This window comes from Bradyrhizobium sp. 195, assembly GCF_023101665.1.
Classification (GTDB): Bacteria; Pseudomonadota; Alphaproteobacteria; order Rhizobiales; family Xanthobacteraceae; genus Bradyrhizobium.
This window is the reverse complement of record NZ_CP082161.1, coordinates 1335110-1355278: the sequence shown is the minus strand read 5'-3', so window position 1 is coordinate 1355278 and position 20169 is coordinate 1335110. Positions and strand designations below refer to the sequence as shown.

11 protein-coding genes and 7 pseudogenes are annotated in these 20169 nt (G+C 58.6%); 6 read left to right on the top strand and 12 right to left on the bottom strand.

The window, feature by feature from the left end:
• The first annotated feature begins 1042 nt into the window (after positions 1 to 1042).
• Together IVB26_RS06365 and IVB26_RS06360 are read left to right on the top strand one after the other, a co-directional pair.
• Positions 1043 to 1972 (top strand): DMT family transporter, encoded by a 930-nt coding sequence (locus IVB26_RS06365; RefSeq protein WP_247971019.1) that lies wholly within the window; start codon positions 1043 to 1045, stop codon positions 1970 to 1972.
• Positions 1973 to 2129: 157 nt separating this feature from the next.
• A pseudogene (locus IVB26_RS06360) lies at positions 2130 to 2477 on the top strand (IS66 family transposase); the annotation flags it as partial.
• A gap of 45 nt (positions 2478 to 2522) precedes the next feature.
• Here the strand turns inward: IVB26_RS06360 and IVB26_RS06355 are convergent.
• The 7 genes and pseudogenes from IVB26_RS06355 to IVB26_RS06325 all read right to left on the bottom strand — a co-directional run.
• Positions 2523 to 2621: pseudogene (locus IVB26_RS06355) on the bottom strand (hypothetical protein); the annotation flags it as partial.
• Positions 2618 to 3040: an IS66-like element accessory protein TnpA gene (tnpA, locus tag IVB26_RS06350; protein ID WP_247971018.1), complete on the bottom strand. Its 423-nt coding sequence runs from the start codon at positions 3038 to 3040 to the stop codon at positions 2618 to 2620. The pseudogene IVB26_RS06355 and the gene tnpA, both read right to left, overlap by 4 nt.
• A 3513-nt stretch (positions 3041 to 6553) precedes the next feature.
• Positions 6554 to 8677 carry a type III secretion system export apparatus subunit SctV gene (sctV, locus tag IVB26_RS06345; protein ID WP_247971017.1) on the bottom strand — a complete coding sequence of 708 codons (2124 nt, stop codon included), beginning with the start codon at positions 8675 to 8677 and terminating at the stop codon, positions 6554 to 6556.
• On the bottom strand, positions 8658 to 9101 hold the full coding sequence (locus IVB26_RS06340; RefSeq protein ID WP_247323775.1) for a histidine kinase: 444 nt from the start codon (positions 9099 to 9101) through the stop codon (positions 8658 to 8660). The genes sctV and IVB26_RS06340 overlap by 20 nt, the downstream gene beginning before the upstream one ends.
• Positions 9102 to 9103: 2 nt before the next feature.
• Positions 9104 to 9640, bottom strand: a complete 537-nt coding sequence (locus IVB26_RS06335) for a hypothetical protein (protein ID WP_247971016.1) — start codon at positions 9638 to 9640, stop codon at positions 9104 to 9106.
• A 36-nt stretch (positions 9641 to 9676) separates the two neighbouring features.
• A complete protein-coding gene (locus IVB26_RS06330) occupies positions 9677 to 10567 on the bottom strand; it encodes an FHA domain-containing protein (RefSeq protein WP_247971015.1) in 891 nt (296 codons plus the stop codon).
• 490 nt (positions 10568 to 11057) lie between these two features.
• Entirely contained in the window at positions 11058 to 11243 is a 186-nt protein-coding gene (locus IVB26_RS06325) for a hypothetical protein (RefSeq protein WP_247971014.1), read from the bottom strand.
• Positions 11244 to 11889: 646 nt separating this feature from the next.
• On the opposite strand from IVB26_RS06325, the gene IVB26_RS06320 reads away from it, so the two are divergent.
• Positions 11890 to 13800: an HrpF/NolX family T3SS translocon protein gene (locus tag IVB26_RS06320; RefSeq protein WP_247971013.1), complete on the top strand. Its 1911-nt coding sequence runs from the start codon at positions 11890 to 11892 to the stop codon at positions 13798 to 13800.
• Between the two features lie 334 nt (positions 13801 to 14134).
• Positions 14135 to 14344 (top strand): annotated as a pseudogene (locus IVB26_RS43375) (transposase); the annotation flags it as partial.
• A 5-nt stretch (positions 14345 to 14349) separates the two neighbouring features.
• On the opposite strand, the pseudogene IVB26_RS43370 reads toward IVB26_RS43375, so the two are convergent.
• Positions 14350 to 15329: pseudogene (locus IVB26_RS43370) on the bottom strand (transposase); the annotation flags it as partial.
• Positions 15322 to 15540, bottom strand: a pseudogene (locus IVB26_RS06310) (IS21 family transposase); the annotation flags it as partial. The pseudogenes IVB26_RS06310 and IVB26_RS43370, both read right to left, overlap by 8 nt.
• 1061 nt (positions 15541 to 16601) lie before the next feature.
• Here IVB26_RS06310 and IVB26_RS06300 point away from each other — a divergent pair.
• Positions 16602 to 17435 (top strand): effector protein NopP, encoded by an 834-nt coding sequence (locus IVB26_RS06300; RefSeq protein WP_276578712.1) that lies wholly within the window; start codon positions 16602 to 16604, stop codon positions 17433 to 17435.
• A 491-nt stretch (positions 17436 to 17926) separates the two neighbouring features.
• On the opposite strand, the pseudogene IVB26_RS06295 reads toward IVB26_RS06300, so the two are convergent.
• A pseudogene (locus IVB26_RS06295) lies at positions 17927 to 18360 on the bottom strand (IS5/IS1182 family transposase); the annotation flags it as partial.
• Between the two features lie 129 nt (positions 18361 to 18489).
• Between IVB26_RS06295 and istA the strand changes: the two are divergent.
• Positions 18490 to 19395: an IS21 family transposase gene (istA, locus tag IVB26_RS06290; protein WP_247971011.1), complete on the top strand. Its 906-nt coding sequence runs from the start codon at positions 18490 to 18492 to the stop codon at positions 19393 to 19395.
• Between the two features lie 14 nt (positions 19396 to 19409).
• Here istA and IVB26_RS06285 read toward each other — a convergent pair.
• Both IVB26_RS06285 and IVB26_RS06280 read right to left on the bottom strand, forming a co-directional pair.
• Positions 19410 to 19613 (bottom strand): annotated as a pseudogene (locus IVB26_RS06285) (cell filamentation protein Fic); the annotation flags it as partial.
• Between the two features lie 164 nt (positions 19614 to 19777).
• Complete coding sequence (locus IVB26_RS06280) at positions 19778 to 20032, bottom strand: hypothetical protein (protein WP_247971010.1); 255 nt, start codon at positions 20030 to 20032, stop codon at positions 19778 to 19780.
• Positions 20033 to 20169: the final 137 nt, after the last annotated feature.

Genomic DNA, 20169 nt, shown 5'->3' with positions numbered 1-20169 from the left:
TGCATCAGCGGCATGACGCCAAGCGTTCGAGCGGTATCACACGCAGATCCGAGTACCAGATGCCCGCCTGGCGTGAGCGTGCGCATCTAGGTTGCGGATGGCGCATCTCAGCCAGGTCATGACCCAAGACGGGACTTCCAAGACCATCAGGTCGCCCCCTCCCGATCGAGGTCGGATTTCGGATCACGACTTATATTTTGCCCACATTCTCAGTGGCACGACGTCATCTCGATGGCTGGTTGCAACTAAGGCGCCTCCCATTCTGCGTTCTCGCTGGTAGCCACAGCATGATTTGGGCCAGTGCAAACCAGAGGAATCTGGTCGCAATTTCTCGGCCGAATGTCTCGTGTGCAGACACCCTGGCAATTTACTTACATTCGGCACGTGTGGTTTCGGACAGAAGCAGGGACTACGATTACCGAATCAGTTTACGAGCTTCCGAAAACTGCAGAAGCGTGCGGCCCCGAGGCCTTGAACGGCCCTTGGCCAGGCCTGCCCTCAGCGCCGGCCCCGGCGTTGTGGCATAATGTCCTCCCAATCATCATCTGCGCGCGTCCTCGGGTTGCGAAATCAATCCACGTGAGGGCATCGCCGTATCCGTCGAGCGATGCGACTAGAAACTTCCGGAGCGCTTTACGCATCTCCGGATCCAGGTCCTTCGAAGGCGGAACGGCAGCTCGATCCGATCCGTCTTCAACCCCATAGGATGCAGCAGCCTGCCCCGGAGGTGGAGATGACGTAAATCGTGGTATGGATTTATCGCTCTTTCACTTGTTTTCATGCGATCGACAACGCATGTACGATCATCGCAAGGGCGTCGCCGGTTACCTCCGACCATGCCATTCGCCAGTGGTGCGGAACGACGAAGCTTCGAGGCTAATAGAAACAACGCATGCGATACTCGTGGCTTCGAGACCTTGGGTAGGACAACTAGAGCTCTGGTTTCGATATGCGATCCGGCAGCGGCAGATCATGAACCGAGAATTCAAACGTGCATTGCCGTGAACCCACTCCGATCGCCGCGACGAAGGGAGTCATAAGCTTGAGTGAAAGCCCATCTCTTTTCCTACCGCTTCTTTGCGGAACACTCGCAACGGTCAGCTGGAGCATCGGCAACGTTCTGTCCAAGGCCGCGCTCTGCTGCATCGAACCGCTCTCGCTTCTGACAGCGCAGTTGGCTGTGAGTGCCGCAAGCCTGACCGTACTATCGATCTTCTCAGGTGCGCCGCCTCGCTTGAGCGATTGGCGTGCTGGCCTTGCCGGCATCCTGCAGCCGGCGCTTGCGTCTGGTCTGTCGATCTTCGGACTATCGATGCTGCCGGCGTCGGTGGAGGCGATGCTGTTCGCAGTTGAACTGCCGATGGTCATACTTCTTGCGTGGTTGATCCTTGGCGAGATCCCTAACAGTGCTATCGTCCTTCTCTGTTTGTTGGCTTTTGCCGGGGTCGGCTTTTTGCAATGGACCTCTGAATCCGCTCCTTCCGCAACGCCGGGACTGGGGGTCGCGCTCGTACTCGCCGGCGTGCTATTCGCCTCACTCTACAGCATAGCGGTCCGTGTGATGTCGCAAAGCGTGGATGCGTTGCGCCTTACGACAGCGAGCCAGATCGTCGCGTTTGCAGTGGTCGTATTTGCATGGATTTGCGTTCGCCCATTGCCGACGCTCTCTGTGGTCATCGGCGATGTTGTTCCGGTGGCCGGATCCGGATTGCTGCTCTTTTCGATCCCCTTCCTCCTCTACGGGATCGCGCTGCAGCGAATGAGCGCGACAGCCGCCGCTCTGTTGCTACCGCTCGTTCCCGTGTTTACATCCATTTTCGCATCTATCTTCCTTCGGGAAACACTGACCGCAACACAGTGGCTGGGGGCCGTCGCGGTTCTTGTGTCGGCCCTTGGAATGCCCCTGGCCTTGCGTTCCCAACCCCATGGCTCGGAAGTATCACCCCACTCCTCTGTCGGGAGAAAGTCTTGAAGAAGGAGCTGGGCAATGCGCGCCCTGTCAACTTCGGAACGGGAGGCGGTCGAACGTGAGTTGCCAAGCCACCCGATTCTCTGGTCTTCGGCGAACTGAAGAGAATTGTTTTGAAGACCGTGGGATTGGCGGGACCATTGGAAGAAGCCCTGCGACCATTCTCGGGCAATTACGACGCGAGAAGTTCGGCGCGAAGTCCGAGAAGCTGCGGCCAGATCAGTATCACTTGCCGCTGGAAGACGTGGAGATCGCGCAAGGGATCCTGGACGCGGCTCAGGAGAGAGCCGAGGCTGTGATCCAGGGCCGATCGCGGACCGTGCCGGATCAAGGTTCTCATCGCAATCGCGGCTGCTTGCCTGCCCATTTGCCGCGAGTGGAACGGATCATCGAGCCTGCGAGCACGCTGTGTCCGTGCGGTTGCGGCGCCATGACGAAGATCGGCGAGGACGTCAGCAAGCGCCTCGACGTGATCCCGGCGCAATGGCGCGTGCTGATCACACGCCGCCGATCGGAACACGAAGGCTGCACCGCTGAACGGGTCGAGGCGAAGCATCTCCTGCACCTTCGCCGCAAGTCCATCGTGGCCACAGCGGAAGTCGATCGGCCGCGTCGCGATGTAACTCTTCAGATCGGCACCGGTCGCGATCATCCTGACGCTCGCACTGCGCGGATCACCCGGGACAGCTGTTCGGCATCAATGGCCGTATCCGTCCGCAGCACGACATCGCCGATCGCGATCTCCAGCTTGATCGCCGGAACCGGACGCTCCTCCAACGCACCTTCCACGACCAGCGGCGCGAATGCCGGCTGCGACGCCTCGCACGGCGCCAACATGCCCCGCTGTCGAAACCGCCGTCGCCAATCGTAGATCTGCCAGCGCGTCACTCCGTGCTTGCGCGCCACCTCGGACACCTGGGCACCCGGTAGCAGACTCTCGGCGACGATTCGAGCTCGCTCAGCATCGGAACGCACGCGACGTCCCGAGGGCCCTACAAGAACCTCCAGCCGGCTCACCGACCCCGCCGATGAGCCGTCCAAATGGACGTCCTTTTTGCTGTCCAATCCCATCCCAAACCTCCGTCCAAGCCGGAGGCTTCATCGCACGTTCATTCGAATTCTGACGCAAGGGTATCGGCTTCGCGCTTACTCTCGTAACTTTACTCAAGCCGATTGTTGGGACATCGAAATGGCAGACAACGCGCGATACAAGACTGAAGTCCGCGCCGATGTCTCTCCCCACAGTGGAACGCGAAGCGACTTGCTACGGCGCCACCTGCCTCGGTACATCTGGCTCGTACCGCGCGATGTTGGAAAGGACCAATCTTCGACTTGTTTTTTTACGCGACAGATCTTCTTCAACGGAGCCACGTGACCGGGCTGGCTTATCGGCCCGATATGCGCAGTTTTCGCCGCTGGCGAGCACACCTGAATTCCAACAGCGCAAAGCGACGGCGACTCCGAATAGACACTGGACAAAACGTTGGAATGGCTCATCGACCACCTGGATGAATTCCAAGCAGCGGCGGCCGCCGGCGCGACTCGTTTCCGGTTCGCACGCCACGCCCGTGCTGCCGTCCGCAAGCCCTGCCCTGACGCCTCAGTGAGCCAACAGAGCGCGGCGGCTATGCTCTACACACGAGAGGCGACGAGCCGTTTTCGAGCGGACGCTAACGAATAAACAGGCAAAGGGGCGGCACCTTAAGCTCATAAGAAGTTGGAACGCGGCCCTGGGCCTCAGCGGGATCAATGCCTAGATCTTGTGATCTGCGGCAGCCGCTTCATCGGCAAGGTCCTCGCGAACCGACGCATCTATGTCGCCACCGGGCAGTGTCTAGCGCACCCTCAACGCGCCCCCTGGCCGGCACATATCGCCGGCGGCTTGGCCCAGAGTATACTGTGCACAGACGTGGCTTGCCCCATCAGTAGAGACCGTTCGGGCCTCGGCTGATCCGAACTCCTCTTCAATCGCGGGACACACCAACTGCACGTTCGGCTCGAAGACGAAGCCGCGTAGCACAGGCGTCACTTCAGCTTGATCTGGACGTCACCACGGCAGACTGCCTTCGGCAATGCCGAAGCCGCTACGATTTTCCGGTCGCGTCAATGTCGAGATCGCCCAGCAATGATCAGAACAAAAATTTAGCTGTCTGTGAAGCTCCACTGTCACATTCAACGGGTCCTAGTCATTGTATTCGTTTTGGCACAGCTGAGCCACTGACTGCCACCTCAAAACGAAACATCATTATCAAACGTTTTGATGGACCATCAGGAGGCTGGGACATGCTGGGCCCTCATCGTTAGATTCAAAGTTCAGGATTTTGCGCCATGTCATATCCACCCCCTCAAACCAAGCTGCATGCTGTGCTGAGAGGTGCTCTGGAGGATGCTGTCCGGATGGTGCCTGAAGCAAAGCGGACGTCTTCATTGAAGGCTTGCCTCGCCGAGAAGGTTCTAACTCTGGCCGCGCGGGGTGAGAGCAATCCAACGATCCTAACTCGTCTCGCCGTGCTGACAGTGCAGAAATCCTGTCATGGCTGTTACGGATGTGAAAGGTGGTAGTCGCACGGGGGAGCCCGCGAAGCGCGAATTGATTAATTTGAACTGGAAGGTCGGGCTTTCTGGCGTCACAGTAGCACAGTTGGCGATACGCTTTTCGCTGACGTGATGGAGATTCGTTCACTATGTCATGGCGTCCGCGTGACCCAATAGCGGCCACCCACGCCGAGGCCAAACTTATCGCATATAAAATATGACAGAACTTCCTTCGATCTGTAAACCGCCACTGCCTCGCTTCGGGAATGTCGTTTTCGCGACACACGAGCGCGCATTGAAACACGACCGCGTCGGAATCGAACACAACACACATTTGCCGAATACCGGAATGCACATGCAGGGAGGACCAGGCTTTGATGACGGAAACGATTGCCTTGATCACGCAGGCGAATACTACCCAAGAGCCTAAGTACTGTTCGCTCGAAACGTCGGCTGGTTCTGCGACGTGATATCCGCGAAGATCCGCAGCATCCCGCACAATGGCGATCGCGTCGGTGTAAATGGGCTGCGTCGCAGAGATGGACCCGCGAGGGTCATCGCCGCAATCCTTCAGTCGAGCTCCGCTGGGATCGCTCCAACCGCGCGCGTATTGTCATCGCCACTAAAACTGTGATGCCGTGCGACATCCGCGTCCAAGGACTAGCCTTGCATCTCACGTCGCGTCAGGTCGTAGAAACTTACGAGAGACGGCGCTTCACCGCGGATGCCATACCCACTTTGCGCCTAAATGCCAGGACTGGAGGTAGTGAACTGCAATCAAAGCAAGAGCGAAGACAAAGTGGCGGGCTGGAAAGCCCTCGCTCTCGGCTCCAGACGATGATCCATATTGGTGATTGGAACAGATCGAAAGCGCGCGGGCGCTGAGATTTATCAAGCGGCAGAATTACAAGACGTTGCAGCCGTTTGGCGGAGCGGCATTCGAGCGGGAGCGGGATGCGCTGGCCTCGATTTACGATCGATCAGACAGCATATACTAGCCGCCGTGGCGGCTATCTCTACAATCTCTGGAAGGACGCCAACAATCCACGCGGCCTCTGGCGACGAACCACTCTGGAAGAATTTCGAACGCCGCGTTGTGGGAGGTTCTGCTCGACATCGACCAGCTCGCTATCGGCGAGGGTGAAGACTGGCTTCTGAATGCGACGGCCTCGCTGCCCGGGACTCATGGACGCACGATGCTGAGCCTCTCGCGGCACGGCAGCGATGCTGTCACCCTGCGTGAGTTCGACATCGACGCGAACGCGTTTGCTCGCGATAGGCCGGAAGCCAGCGCGACGCTGAATGGATTGATCCCGATACGCTGGTGCTGTCGAGCTCCTATGGGCGGGATACGGCGACGACATCTGGCTATGCGCGCACGGTGCGGCCGTGGCGGCGCGGCACGGGGGCAGATCAAGCTCCGGTGATCTTTGATATTGCAGCCGATCATGGCAGCGCCCACTGCAATGTCGACCATACCGTTGCGCCGGCGCGGATGTGGTTCGTCGATCAGGTCAGCGCGCGTCCGGGGGGCTTTGCTCTACCGAGCTACACCACCATCGGGGACACGACCTTGCGCCATATCGCGGACAACGTGATCGGGATATACCCCGCGCTGTCGCGATTGCTTGTATTGCGGTTGTGGCTCACCAAGCGTCCCACGTTGTTGAGGTTAACGCATTTGTCTTCAGCGCATATAGGTCACAGGTTCAGGCAGACGTTGACGAGCACCTCAATGCGAGCGCTTTCGCATCGATACGCAAGACCGATCCGCTGCATTCATCTTCTTTTCTGCTTCAGCGCGTCGTGCAAAGCTCCTGGTCAGGAGTCCGGCCAATCGCGCACTCAATGCGTTCGCGCATAGCTGGATCGATATCTTTGGCACCGAGCAACTTTGGCGCCGCCGTCTCCTGCAATTGAAGAGCTGGTTTATCCCAGCTAGCGCAACTGCAGAGCCCCAGAGTGGCGAAGAGAGCCGAACACGAAAGCAAACAAAATGAACCCAAGCGCCACCGCGCTGCCTTCCGACGTGAATTCATGCGGTCCTTCTTAGATTGACTGCTGCGACTGTGAATCGGCTGCAAGGAGCGTGTTGCGGAGTTCCTCGGACGGGGCGTTGTCGTCCTTTGCAGCTGCGAGTGTAATGGATCCAACAGGCTGGATTGTGAAGTCCGAGGCAAGGTCCTGATAGGATAGAACAGCAAGATCGATCCCATTACGGGTGAGAAAGCCGCGGACAAAGCGTCGTATATCCATCGAAGCAAGAATAACGGGCTTGATCTGCCCCCGAACTACGTTCGAATGGATCTGACGCATTTTTGAGAGCAGCGCCTCGCTTTGCTCGTCGCTCAAAACCAGGTAGGGTCCTTTGGCAGTCTCTCGAACCGCGCCGCGCACGATATCCTCGGTTTGACGTTCGATGACAAAGACGGGCACGACGCGGTGTGCGTTGGCATACCGGTGGCAGATTTGCCGTCTCAGACCGGAGCGAACATGTTCCGTGAGCAAGACGACGTTTTGTTCACGTCCGCTCCATTCGGCCAATGCTTCCAAGACCAGCCGTGTGTTCCGGATCGGAATACCCTCCTCCAGGAGGCGCCGCAAGACGTCGGCTACTTTAGGGATCGGCGTCGTACGCAACACCTCCTTGACCAGATCGGAATATTCCGTCTCCATGCGGGCCAGCAACTGGCGCGTCTCCTGGATACCCACCAAGCACTGTGCATAGCGGGTCAACGCCGAATGGACGCGCAAGGCTAGGATTTCAATGGGACGGTGGTGCCCGATGCCGGCTGCTTTGAGAGCCGGTGCATTGCTCTGTTCAATCCAGATTTGATCCGTCTCCCGGTCATGCCGAAACGGGATGCCACTCAATTCAATGTTGGCCGGATCGTCGTGCAGTAGGAGCTGCGTTGGATCAATTAACTCCTGCTCGACGGGCACGCCCTCGACATCCACCCTGTACTGCAAGTCTGGCAAGCGCTCGTCGACCTCGATGGGGATGCGCGGAATTGTGATGCCGAGATCAGACGAGATCAGTCCCGAAACGCGTGCAATGTGCTGTTGCAATTCTTCTTTGTCGATCGCCCGTGTCAGACTTGACGCAAGGAACAACGCGACGGGAAGCGCCTCCGCAGGCACGATTTCCTTGTTAGACTGTGTGGGAGCCGGGCGAGAGATATCAGTGCTTTTCTTGCCGCTTTGGGTCCCACCGTCGGCAAAGCTCGCTGCCGCAAAGACTGCAGCCAAGACGAGAAAGACAGGGAGCGGAAAACCCGGAATAGCCCCCATTACAACGAGGACGCAGGCAGACAGCCGCAATGCGTGCGAGTTTGCTGTGAGCTGGTTAACGATGTCGGTCCCAAGATTGAGCCTTACAACCCCATTTACACGAGTTATGATTGTCGCAGCTGTAATCGAGAGCAGCAGCGAGGGAATTTGTGAGATTAACGCATCACCTATGGTCAGCAGGGTATATTGATGCAGCGCCGCCTCTAAAGACATGCCCTTGGAGAGCAGGCCGATGGTGATCCCGCCCAGCATGTTGACGCAGATAACCACCAATCCTGCGATGGCGTCGCCCTTCACGAATTTCATGGCGCCATCCATAGCCCCGTAAAGCTGGCTTTCTTTCTCCAATGTAGCGCGCCGGCTGCGGGCTTCGTTCTGATCGATATGGCCATTGCGCAATTCCGCATCGATTCCCATCTGCTTGCCCGGCAGAGCATCGAGCGTGAACCGCGCCGCCACCTCGGCCACGCGTTCAGCCCCCTTGGCCACGACGATGAACTGCACCATGGTCACGACTAAAAATATGACAATGCCGACGACGATATTTCCCGATATGACGAAATCACCGAACGTGCGAATGATGCTGCCCGCATCCCCCTCAGCCAAGATCAGCCGCGTCGTTGAGACGGTGAGCGCCAGACGGAACACCGTGGAAATCAGAATGACGCCTGGCAAGGACGAGAAATCAAGTGGAGTGCTAATATAGAGAGCGACCATCAGCAGCAATATGGCGAAGCCCAGATTGAAGCCGACGAGCGTATCGATCGCCACTATCGGGATCGGCATGATCATCATGCCGACCGTCAGAAGCAGCATCAACGCGACCATCAAATCGGAGCTGGCCGACGCGCGCGCAATGATCTTACGCAGGACGCTGGTCATGAGGACCTTCCGATCGTTGATTGATCAGGCCAGTGCTGTCACGCAACGAGACATAGCGCTGGAAAGCGGCGAGCGCCTCGTCTATGAGGCCGGCCCGCCGCAGGGCGTGGCTACGCAACAGCATCAAAGAGATACGCGCCGAGGGTTCGTCATCAAGTGTGTTCAGTCTATCTAGGACCTGCAACGCCTCACCTCCGAGGCCTTCCAAGATGAGGGCATAGGCGAGAATCCGTAATAGATCGACATCTCGCGAGTGGTTGCCGACGATGAGTCGCAAGAGAGCCACGCATTCTGCGCTCTGCCCACATGCAAGGTGAAGATAGGAAAGTGTACAGAGCAAATCGCGCTCCTGCCCGGAACTCAGTGAGACGTTATCGGATTCGGAAATGTTGGTCGTCCGTTGCGCTCCATCGGAGTTGAACATTGTTAGGCTTCGATCAAGCTATTCCGATTCTGGCGAAGCAGCGCTAGCCAGTGCAGTCCCTGCCGTAGGACGACGATACCGTCCCCCGCCATCGAATCCGCAGGCGCGGCCGCCAGCTTATGGACGAGACGTTCCAGAACAATGCTATACCGCTCTCCCCGCAGCATGTCCGGATGACGAAGGCTTGGAGTGACGAAGGAGAGTAGATCGTGCGCGATATCGCGCCCGTAGAGCGATGCCACCCCAGCGGGTTGCTCGATCTCATAAATGCGAGTGCGCATCTCGTTGAGACTGACACGCCCGACTGCATCAATATCTTTGGCCTCCGATGCAGCTTCGATCGCTACATCCAGCGGCATATAACGCGTGTTCAGCTCGCCCCAGATCGACGCCAGCTCCTTCTCGCCATTTGCACGAGCACCGTCCGCCTCACCTTTATTGGGTTGGATGGTCGGCCCTATCACTGGTTGATGATGGTGCTCGCTGAGTCTCTGCGAAGCAGTGCCAGGCCCGACATCGTAGCGGGACACCTTTGACATGACGATCTCCTTATCCTTGCTTCGGGCCCGGAAAGCCTAATACGGAACGGCAACAACGCGGTCATTGCGGCTTAGCAGCACACGCCCATCCTCGATTCGAGTGACCGCCCATCCGTCGGCCAAGAGAGCGCCGACGAAATACTTCTGCCCACCGACAAGCAGATAGGGCTGGGGTCCGCGCGAAACAGCTTCGATCGCGATTGAGGATGGCTGCTTTTCCTCCTTGACCATCACTCCGTTCACCAGTGTCACCGCACCGGATGTACGACCATCGAACCATTGCTGGAGCTCCTGCCATTTCGCAACGGTTGCAGGCGTGACTTTTCCCTCAGCGCTAACAAAACCCGGCCCCGAACCAACCCTGATATCGAGCAGGCCCGCCTTATCAATTTCCTGTTTCAGGCCTTCGGCTGCAGCCTGAGCTCGCCGATCGTCAGGCCGGTTCATGCCCAGCTTGGGTACCAGCTCTGCCGCAGGCGGCGCAATGCCGGTCGGTGCACTTCCGCTGGCTTTGAAGAAAATGGTCCAGAGACTGCCTACACCAAGAAAGCTGAGGAGCACGAGGGCGAGAGCTGAGATCCAACCGCGCGAGAGGCTGATCGACCGAGCCTCAACTGCATTCTGCATCGACCAGCGAATAGACATGGCGCCCGCACGAATGACGGCGGGAAGAAAAAGAACAACACGCTCACCTGCGGCAATATCCCCTTCGCCCTCTGGGATGCTTACGGCCGCAAGAGCCTCAAGCTCGATTGAATTGCCAACGAGGGTGATACGTAGGTGATGCGGCTCAAGCCCTTGTTCGACGAAAACCATATCCGCGTCCAGGCCGCTACCGATAAGGCTCGTTCCGACAGCCGCCTTCCCGCTTAGCCCGGCATAAGATCCCGACAGTACCTCGAAATGTAAGGAGGCGGCCTCATTCACGGACAATTCTCCGAACTATGAGGAGCACGGCAGGGCGTTAGTCGCACGACTCATTCCTAGGCCGCACCACTCACATCACCCCGATGAGGGGAAAGGCGGGGCGAGGATTCGCCCCGCCTTTCACCGTTATCCGTTGACGCGCTCGCTGGCCACCTTCCTCTCACTCGAGAGCTCGGTCGACAGTGAACGCAACCGGATGTCCTGCACCATGGCTTGCAGGCTAACGGCCTTCAACTCCGCGATTAGCCCCTCGAACGTAGCCGCCCCACCAACCTTCTCAAGTGCAGTTCCAGCGCCTGATGCGGCGGTAGACGCCGTGGAACTGCCACCGGAACCCGTGGACTTATTATCAGCCTTGCTATCATTCTGGTCGTGGCCAACACTACCATTAGAAGAGTTAGTAGCGCTTGTTTTCGTCATATCGCTTCACCTTCTGCTTGAATCTGCCGCCACGAATGGCGACACTCCACTGACGTCGGCGAATCCGGCGTCAGATATCTTCTTCTGTTTCAGCCATAGCTTCGTGAATATTTTCCATGTTTCGAGTCATCTCTCGCATCGCGAGATTGGCAAAAACCGAACCGAAAGCCGATTCGAAGTTTTGACGATCCGCTTCAGACAGCGAGCTGCCACTGTCAGAATTGGTATGAATTACGCTTTCGATTGCGCCGGCCATCTGGTGCCTCTCACTTCAGTCGGTCAGAAAGGTGGTATCACCACCGAGCGATCCACGTTGCTTACGCTACTGGGATTAGCTGTCGGGAAGCTGACGAGTCGAAAGACGGATGCAGCAACAATCTCAATATCAGTCAGCATCAACGGCCAGGTGAGAGCGCGCAATCGCAGGTGCATGCCGGGACTGCCACCGCGCGAGTGTCTACGGCGATCTGATCTCTACATTATGTCGACGAACGCCAGATAGCGGGCTGGTCCAGCGGAGCTCATCACATTCCTGGATCGGACGCTCAATGGTGTGATGGCGAGGCGGAGGCAAAACCGCGCGCAGTTGGAAATGCTACCGCGGGAATCGGTGGTGATGTTGTTTCGTGGCTCCACACAGCGATCGTCACTCGGGACTGACGACCGCAGGCGCCTGCTTTCCGACAGCGTCAGAGCAGCGTCGTGCCTGCGCATGCTCTGAGCCGGAGATGAGTTTCATGAGCGCGATGACGCCTCTCCCGGATGTTAAGACGACCGACATTGGCTCGTCCTGCTCCGTCTAAAAGTCGTCAGCTTCTCGAAAGCTCGCCCCCTTAACATGAAAGCCTCGATCTTACGACGCCGAGCCAAGTATTTACCGCAATGGAATGGAAATGAACCTAATGCAGCTCAACAGCGTTTCGCTGCCCGCCAGTGCAGATCCAGCTCAGTTCGGGCTTGTTCCGGGGGCTTCGTCAGCCTTGGGATCATCCGCGCAGACCGCCGGCCAGATTCGGCAAGGCGAACCTTCGATCTTCGAGGCAATGGTGTCCATCTACTCGCGGGAAGAGAAATCCGACGTTCCCTCCACGCCACCGGATCTGCTGCAATCAGAGCGACAGATCCCGCAGGATTCGCTGGACCAGTTGTCAGCGCACGCGAAGGCGGCGATCGAGGCGCTGATGAAAGATCCGGTTTTTTCTTCCTCGGTCGATTCCTCCTTGGTCGATTCCTCCTCGGTCGACTCCCCTAGTGCAAACGCATCGTCGACGGCTGCTCCATCGCCTGACGTACCGAGCACTCCGGTGCCAAGCTCTAGGATCACGTGGAACGGCGGCACGCTGACCAATGCCGAGTTGCAGATCGTGGCAGTGCTGAACCGGCACAAGGACCAATGCCCACTCAGCTGGGACTCGCTGGCAGCCAAGGCCAGCGATCCGTCGACGCCCCCGGATCTGAAGGAGGCGATCGACGGATTGCGACGCGATCCAGAGCTCTTCTATGCGATTGGCTCCCAAGGGGACGGCCGCTGCGGCGGCAAGATCAAGGCCAAGGATCTGTCAGAGTTTTCCGCCAGCCATTCGCAGGTTGCTACATTCCAGGAGCAGCAAGCGCATAGCTACGAGCAGAACTATATTCCATCCGACGGCACCTCGAATGGACAAGCATCGGTCATGACCTTGAATGATGCATTGCGCGAGCTTTACAAGTATTCTGACTACCTGCCCAAGAATTTGAGCCTCGACGATTTCAAGCGGATCGTCGACGGCAAAGCCGACGTCGGTAAGTGTCCGCCTCAGCTGATCGCGGCGGCTCAACACTTCCTCGAGCACCCGGACGCCTGGAAGCAGTTGTGCGGTGGTGCGACTGATAAAATCCACAAGGAAGACTTCTTGCAAGTCGCTTCGTCGTCGATGAATTCCACGCAAAGCGAGCTGAACACGCTCGACACGATCAACAAGAATCAGAATGCCTTCTTCGGGGACGGCGACCTGACACGACACAAGTTGGCGAGTATGGTGGAGGACAAGACTCTCGACCCGAAGATACGAGAAGCGGCATCGCAGCTGCTCTCGGACCCGCTCTTGTTCCGTTTGCTAAATAATTCGATTACGGGCTACAAGACCCATCAGGAGTTCTTCGACTTAGGCGGCGGGCATACGGTCGACTCCGGTAACATTAGCAACAACGACTTTACGCACTTCTATAGCAACATGTCACCTGCGAACCATACCGTTCAGCAGATCAAGACCCATGTCCCCAAGACCGCCGCTGAACAAAATGCAGTCACAGACATGATGATGGGGGTATCCGACCAACCCGATGTCGCGTCTCCGAAGAAGAATGGTGGGGTCCTCATGCATGCGGTCGACGACGTAGCCAAGGTGGGCTCGAAGGTGCTCGACTGGGAGGCCACGGCAGTAGGCCTGCTCGGCGTCATTCCGGGACTGGGCGAATTGGCCGATGGCATATCGATGGTGCTCGAGTTCGAGTCCCAAGCAGCGAACCTTCTGCATACGGCCATTAGCGGGGGTAATATGAAACAGGCGCTGGAAGAGGTTGGCCTTAATCTTGCGGCGCAGGCCATTAGCTTTGTAGCTGGGCCCGAGGTCAAATTCGCGCTGCGCGAGGGCCTCGCAAAGGAGATGCTCGAACAGACCGCGCAGTTCGGCCTCGATACGGCGATCTCGAAAGTGCAATCCTATGCCGAGGACCATTTGGACGACCTGAAGGCACGCCTTACCGAGCCCGTGCAGGCCGCAGGCGTTCCGAGTCAGGTCGCTACGCCGCCGTCGTCTCAGAAGGTGGCCTGAAAGGCCAGTTGCGGGTAAGGTGCGGATTCGTATCTACCTTTTCAGGGACGGAGGCTTGCAACGCCTGCGCCGCCCGACAGCACGGCGTCGAGAAACTCGGTATGTGCCAGGTCGTCAGGGCGAAGCCGCCACTTGGCAAACGGCGGCGGAAGAACGCGCGCTGCACTCGAGGCGTACCCCAAGCACCTGGCGCCACTCTTCTGAGAAGCCGGCTCCGCAAATTTGAACAGGTCGATAATTGGAGTTTCTGCCTGAAAGCGGCGATGATCGCCACGAACAGCTGAGATTGAACAGATGACCGCGCAGGAGCCACAGCCCGGCTTTCAAGGCGAAGGTGGCGCTTGCGGCCGTCAAGGGCGACCGGACGATAGCCCAATTGGCCGAGCACTTCGACGTCCACCCCATCCGGTGACGGCCTGGAAAGCTCAGCTTGAGGGCCGGGCTTCTGACGTGTTCGGCACGGGGAGCTCCGCGAGCGGTTGCGCCCGCGGTCGATGTGAAGTCACTAAATGCCAAGAGCGGGGAGTTGACGCTGGAGAATGATTCATAAGAAACGGCAGCACCGACTTGCGGCTCCAAGGCTTGGAGAACAAAGCCCAATGCCTTGGCACGCCCATGCAAATTGTTGACCACTCGTGTTGGATAACGCGTCTCGTAGTACGAGGCCCTTGGATCGACATAGTCCGTCCGTATCGCAAAGCGTTGTAGAACAGAACTGCGATCTTGCGGGCGGTCACTGCCTTGGCCTCGCCAATGCGCGATGAAAGTCACCTGTAAAAGGCGCCGAGCGCGGTGTCTGTATGACCCGCGGTCACGGCAGCGAGGCGCAGAAGTTCCGCGGCCGGATCGGCGCGTTCGGGATGAGAGCATTTTGCCGCCGGGACCTTGTTGTTCGGCGCCAGTCCCAGCCAGGAGGTAAAATGCTTTGCACTTGGCCAAAGGGGAGAGGTCGTCGCCGCATTCAGCGATCAGCTTCAGCGAGAGGTAAGGACCGAGGCCCTCGAGCGTGGTGATGTCCTTTCCGACCAACCCGAACAGCGCCACGCGGACGTTCGTAAGCTAGAGCGTTCGCCTGATCGGTTCGATTCCGACGCGCCTTCAACACGGCTTCGATCGGGGGCGTCGCAGACAGATGCTTTCTCGTGGTAGGCGTCCTAAAGCGCAAGTGCCTGCTCGAGCGCAAACAGACGCTCGGCGCGATAGCTTCCGGTGAGCGCCTTCACGATCGTCTCCGCACTAGCGTGGCAACTGTAATGGCGCAAGCACGCCAGCGCCTCAGGATCGCGCGGATGAGGCGCAGCCGGTGGCGCCGGTGATGTCGGCGAGACGTGGTGGAGTTGAAGACTCATCTCCGTCAAAGTCTTGTGCATATGCTTGATGTGCGAGGCCGCGCACTCAACCAGACGCTTGCGCTTGCGCACGTAGGATCGCAGCTCCGCAATCTGTCCTTTGGGCGGAAAGGTGGCCCGCAACAGTCCAAACGAACGGAGCCGCTGCAGCCACTGCGCATCGGTGACATCGGGCTGCCGCGAGCATCGGCACCACTTCTGTCTCAAAACATATCGGTCAACCGGTCCGGCCGGCGACGGCCGCGCCCACCCTTCTTCTGCGATGGGAGGCGGGGTCGTTCTCGGTCCGATACGCGGTTGACGGACTAAACGACGCCTTGGCGGCGGCCACTGGCGGGCTATCGATCTGACGGTACTTCGTGTAGAGCCTTCTGTCGTTGCCGCCCGTGATGCAAGAAGTTTCTGACCCGTTCGGCGTGTGGACGATGCGGTCTTCTGTCAGGCCTTCCTTTACGGCGTCCTCAGAAGCCGCTGGCCTGTATGGTGATCCGCGGATCAAGTCCAATTCTCATTTCCGAGCACCTCGGCTCCAACTGGTTTTCCTGATCCAGATCTGTTCGATCGTTCTGCCCATTAGGATCGTCGCCTTCTCACACCCTTCACCAACGTCAGGCTATTTCGTGCTGCATTCGTCATGATGCCGTCACTGCCTGCGCTGGGTTCCGATAACCCACCTTCCGTGTGGCCATGGCCCAAATCGTCCGAGCCATCTTGGTCGCGAAGACGATCGCCACGAGCATGCGCGGCTTCCGCGAGAGCGCTTCGGCGAGCACAAGAGCTGCGTTTGCGCTCAGGTAATCTACCACTTCGCCGGCGGCCAGACCGTCGTCCGCCAATGATCCCAGCAGAGCTGGCTCGAGACCGGAAGACGAGCCGCGGGCATGGTAGTCGATGGCTCAGCTCCGGCTGCCTGTCTTCCCGACTCGGCTTCGGAAGGCCGGAGCTTCCATGAGTTCGAGCACGGCGCGCCCCTTTCTACGCCAACCGCCGTTCAGGCGCTCGTCGAACGGCAGTGCCACGTAGTAGGTGACGTCATCCGGAGTCACTCTCGCGATCGCGTTGCGCGCCACGCGCCACCCGAATATCCGGTCGACACTGCGTGCAGTTCGCTGCCTCGGACTGGGAGTGCCACCAGGTCGAGCAAGCCATCCAGCGCACGAGACGCTCGGGCGGCGGTGGAAGTCGCTTCCCTCGCGGCGAGCTCGACGCCTCGGCGGGTCCGAGTGCTCCGCATCATGTTCCCTTGCGACGTGCCGCTTGCACCAGTCCAGCACCTCCTCGCCTCGTGCTGGCTGGATAACGTGGAAGCCTGCATCGCGCAACGCCTCGACGATACGCAGTCGAGCTGCCCAAAGGCCTGGTCGGATTTTCCCTTTATGCGCTGGCGTCAGCTTACGGACAGCTAAGCTGTCTATCAAGCGGGTAAGGTCTAACGACCTGAAACAATGCAAGATGTATGATCCAGGTGCAGTCGTCATGTACGGTCGAGTTAACAATTGGCCCGATACTCCGGCCGAAGAAAGATATCATCGGGCAGCCAACGCTGAGGAAGCGGGTGCCGAAAGCCAGGGCTTCGCCGATGCGTTCGCTAGAACGCGATTGCAGGAGTCTGCTGGCAGCTCACCTTCGCAACCGAGTTATTCCCTCGTTCGAAAACCTCCTGTGGTCGAGATCGACAGAGCTACCTTCAGGACAGAAGTGAGGACCTTTCATGGCGACGCAATCAACCGCATCGCCAACAATCCACACGAGTACTCGGAATTTGTATCCGCAAGAGCTAAGCGCACAGCAGAGGTCGCTAAGGAATACGGTATCAGAAGAGATTCAGAAGACGCCCGATATTACAGCTACCAATTAGGAAATGTGAGCGTCGGCCTCCAAAGAACGGAAGCCGGATTCAACATGACTGAGTTCGAAAGCGATAAGTGGCGAGAACAATTCCCTGGACGAAGTGAAGTCACCTCAATTGTGGATTTTCAGGTTGCTCATCCGCTTGTCGCGAACGCCGGCGATATTCTGCTCGAACATCAACTTCGGCAAGACGGCGAACGACCATTGGTGAACTGGCGTCCTGCTAATGCAGAAGCGAAGGCCCGCGCAGAGACAATGGGCTTCGTTGAAGTGGATGAGGACGACATGGTACTTGACCCCACTCAGTCCGCGCAGTGGACAAAAAACAGCCTTGGTGAATGGCAGCGCGCAACTAAATCTCAGCTTTATCTCTCCAAGGTCGATAGTGATACTGAGGTTGCAGCAGATTCCGAAGAGGATGGTGACTTTATGTAATGCGAGATCCGCAGGCATTCATGTTTGGGCAGGCGGTGGAGCAAGGAGCGCAGGCAAACCGACAGCTGCGGCAAAGGTCAAGCCGAGCGAAACCGACAATTCGATCCGCGAGGTGCTTTGTAACAACGGCACCAATGTTCACCATCAGGCCGGTCCGAGGTGGTTTCGCCGTTTGATGCGCCAATCTGAGGGAGATAGGGTGTCTCGGCCATTTCGGTCGAAGACACCAAATCAGGAGAGATGTCGAGCGAATTTGAGCCACAGCAATCCATGCGCTCTGATCCTGGCGCTAAGCTCTGCGCCGCTGCCGCCGACCTTAAGGACGGACGTGTTGACCGGCGCGATGTGCCCGTCCTGAATCGGCTTTATGCCAGACGCGATCTCGGCAAGCTTGTGTGCGGCGGCTTCGGAGCCAAGCTAGCTTGATCGGCGGCCAATCTCATCAGGCTCGGACTGACTCGCTGCCGCCAAGCATCGTGGAATCGTCGCCGCTAAGAAGGCGGTTTGAGCGCCTGCGACCGGACACCTGCTTGCCAGAGGATGATCAGGATTGATGTCAGCAAATCCCTCGGCCAGGCGAGCACGCGGCGGCGGTTGCGGCCGCGGCGGTGAGGATGACGTTGATGGCGTCGCCCTCACGCCCCTTGGGATGGCAGCGGGCGAGCTGGCCGTCGCTCTTCATGTGGCCAATGATGGGCTCGATGGCTGAACGGCGCCGGAGCTCGCGCTCGATGACGCCGAAGACGCCCCGTTTCTGCTCGGAGATGAAGACGCGGCGCGGTCTATCGGTGTTGTGGCCGCGATAGCCCTTGCCGACATAGGCGCGCTCGATCGCGCAGCCGGTTAGCATTTCCGTCGCCTCGATGATGGTGCCGAGCGAGTGCCCGTCATAGCGATTGCCGGGCAGTCCGCGAGCGTGCAGTACGTGCGGATTCCGATTTATTCCGGCCGGGTATTCCGATTTGAAGCCGGCCGGGTTTTTGGAAGTCGGCGTTTTCGTTTGGGTCAGTCCCTCGGGCATCAAGTCCCTCGTTGAGTCAACGAGGGGAAGCGGATGCCGGCCAAGAGAGAACTGACCATGCGACAGATACGACAGATGCTGCGGCTTGCCCGTGATGGGGTGAGCGCCCGGGAGATCGGGCGCACGCTCGGCGTGGCGCGCAGCACCATCCAGGACAATCTCAAGCGTGCCTCGACTGCCGGGCTGGCGTGGCCTTTGGCGGGCGATCTGACCGACGCCGTTCTTGAACAACGTCTGTTTGCCCATGCCGGCGTCAGGCGCGGCTTCCGCCGGCGAGCTGAGCCGGATTGGGCCTCGCTGCCCTGTGAGCTGAAGCGGCCTGGCGTCAATCTGATGGTGCTGTGGGAGGAGTACCGGGCGGTGCATCCGGAAGGTTATGGCTGCAGCCGGTTCTGCGATTTATTCCGGGAATTCGAGCGGCGGCTATCTCCGACGATGCGGCAGGACCATCCGGCCGGCGACAAGGTCTTTGTCGATTACTCCGGCAAGAAGATCATGATCGTTGATCGCGCAACCGGGGTTGTGCGCGACGCGGAGATCTTCGTCGCCGTGCTTGGCGCCTCGAATTACACCTACGCCGAGGCGACCTGGACGCAGACACTTCCGGACTGGATCGAGGCCCATGTCCGGATGTTCCGGTTCTTTGGCGGGGTGCCACGCCTCGTCGTCCCTGACAATCTGAAGTCCGGCGTGCACCGGGCTTCGTTCTACGACCCTGAAATCAATCGCAGCTACGGGATGATGGCGTCCCATTACGGCATTGGCATCCTTCCGGCACGAAAGGCCCGGAATAAGGCAAGTGGAAGCCGGAGTGCGTTTTGCCCAGACCTATACTGGTCCTTGTCGGTCGCGGACCAATCGATGCTGAAGCCGGCGCGCCGCGCGAGTTCCGCATGGATCAGCATGATCGTGCGCCCATTGCCGTCGAGAAACGGATGACCGTAGGCGAGATAGCCCATCACCTCGCCGGGCTTCTCGGCCATGAAAGCCTTGTCCTGTCCTTTTTCGAGCGCATAGCCCACGGCGCGGCGGATGTCTTTGGGGTGTGCGAAGAGCACCAAACCCTTGTTGACGAAAATCGTCGAAGCGTTCGTAAGACGATCTTCGCCGGCCCAAGGAAAGACAGCCTCGAACAGTGTCTTGTGAGTCTGTAGCACATCGGCGTAGGTCAGGGATGAGCGTGCTTCAAGTTGCGCAAGTCCCGCATCGACACCGGTCAGAAAGGAATTGTGCTGAAGGCGCTGGACCACCGCTAGGTCCTTGGTCTTTGCGACGTTGCGCAAATAGCCGCGCGTCTCAAAGTCCCCGAAAGGATCGAAGGTCACGAACGATTTTCGCGCAAATAGCGGGCCTGAAGTCGGACGGCCTGGACGCGATCCAGAATGCCGGCACGCTGCAGGGCCACGATCGTATTCTCGATCGGGTCAAAGTGAATGTCATCGCCGGAAAGGCGCTTGACGTGGTGCGCGAAGAGGTCGTTGGCGGACACAACGACAGCGACATTGTCGGCGCTCGCGAGCCTCTGGATCACGTTGGCGGTGTAGCGGGCTTTGATCGTGGCACGTCGCGCGGACATAGATTCTCCTCTCCTCCAATATAATACAAGAAGGACTGAAAATCCATTAAGTGAAGGCCCGCACACGTCCCTAGCCAGGTCACAACACACTGAAACAATACATATTTTTGACCACCGGCGGACGGATTTTGGTCTTA

Coding starts and splice junctions, on each gene's coding strand:
- tnpA (WP_247971018.1), bottom strand. CDS start 3,040: ATGGGATTGGACAGCAAAAAGGACGTCCATTTGGACGGCTCATCGGCG.
- sctV (WP_247971017.1), bottom strand. CDS start 8,677: ATGACCAGCGTCCTGCGTAAGATCATTGCGCGCGCGTCGGCCAGCTCC.
- IVB26_RS06340 (WP_247323775.1), bottom strand. CDS start 9,101: ATGTTCAACTCCGATGGAGCGCAACGGACGACCAACATTTCCGAATCC.
- IVB26_RS06335 (WP_247971016.1), bottom strand. CDS start 9,640: ATGTCAAAGGTGTCCCGCTACGATGTCGGGCCTGGCACTGCTTCGCAG.
- IVB26_RS06325 (WP_247971014.1), bottom strand. CDS start 11,243: ATGGCCGGCGCAATCGAAAGCGTAATTCATACCAATTCTGACAGTGGC.
- IVB26_RS06320 (WP_247971013.1), top strand. CDS start 11,890: ATGCAGCTCAACAGCGTTTCGCTGCCCGCCAGTGCAGATCCAGCTCAG.
- IVB26_RS06300 (WP_276578712.1), top strand. CDS start 16,602: ATGTATGATCCAGGTGCAGTCGTCATGTACGGTCGAGTTAACAATTGG.
- istA (WP_247971011.1), top strand. CDS start 18,490: ATGCCGGCCAAGAGAGAACTGACCATGCGACAGATACGACAGATGCTG.
- IVB26_RS06280 (WP_247971010.1), bottom strand. CDS start 20,032: ATGTCCGCGCGACGTGCCACGATCAAAGCCCGCTACACCGCCAACGTG.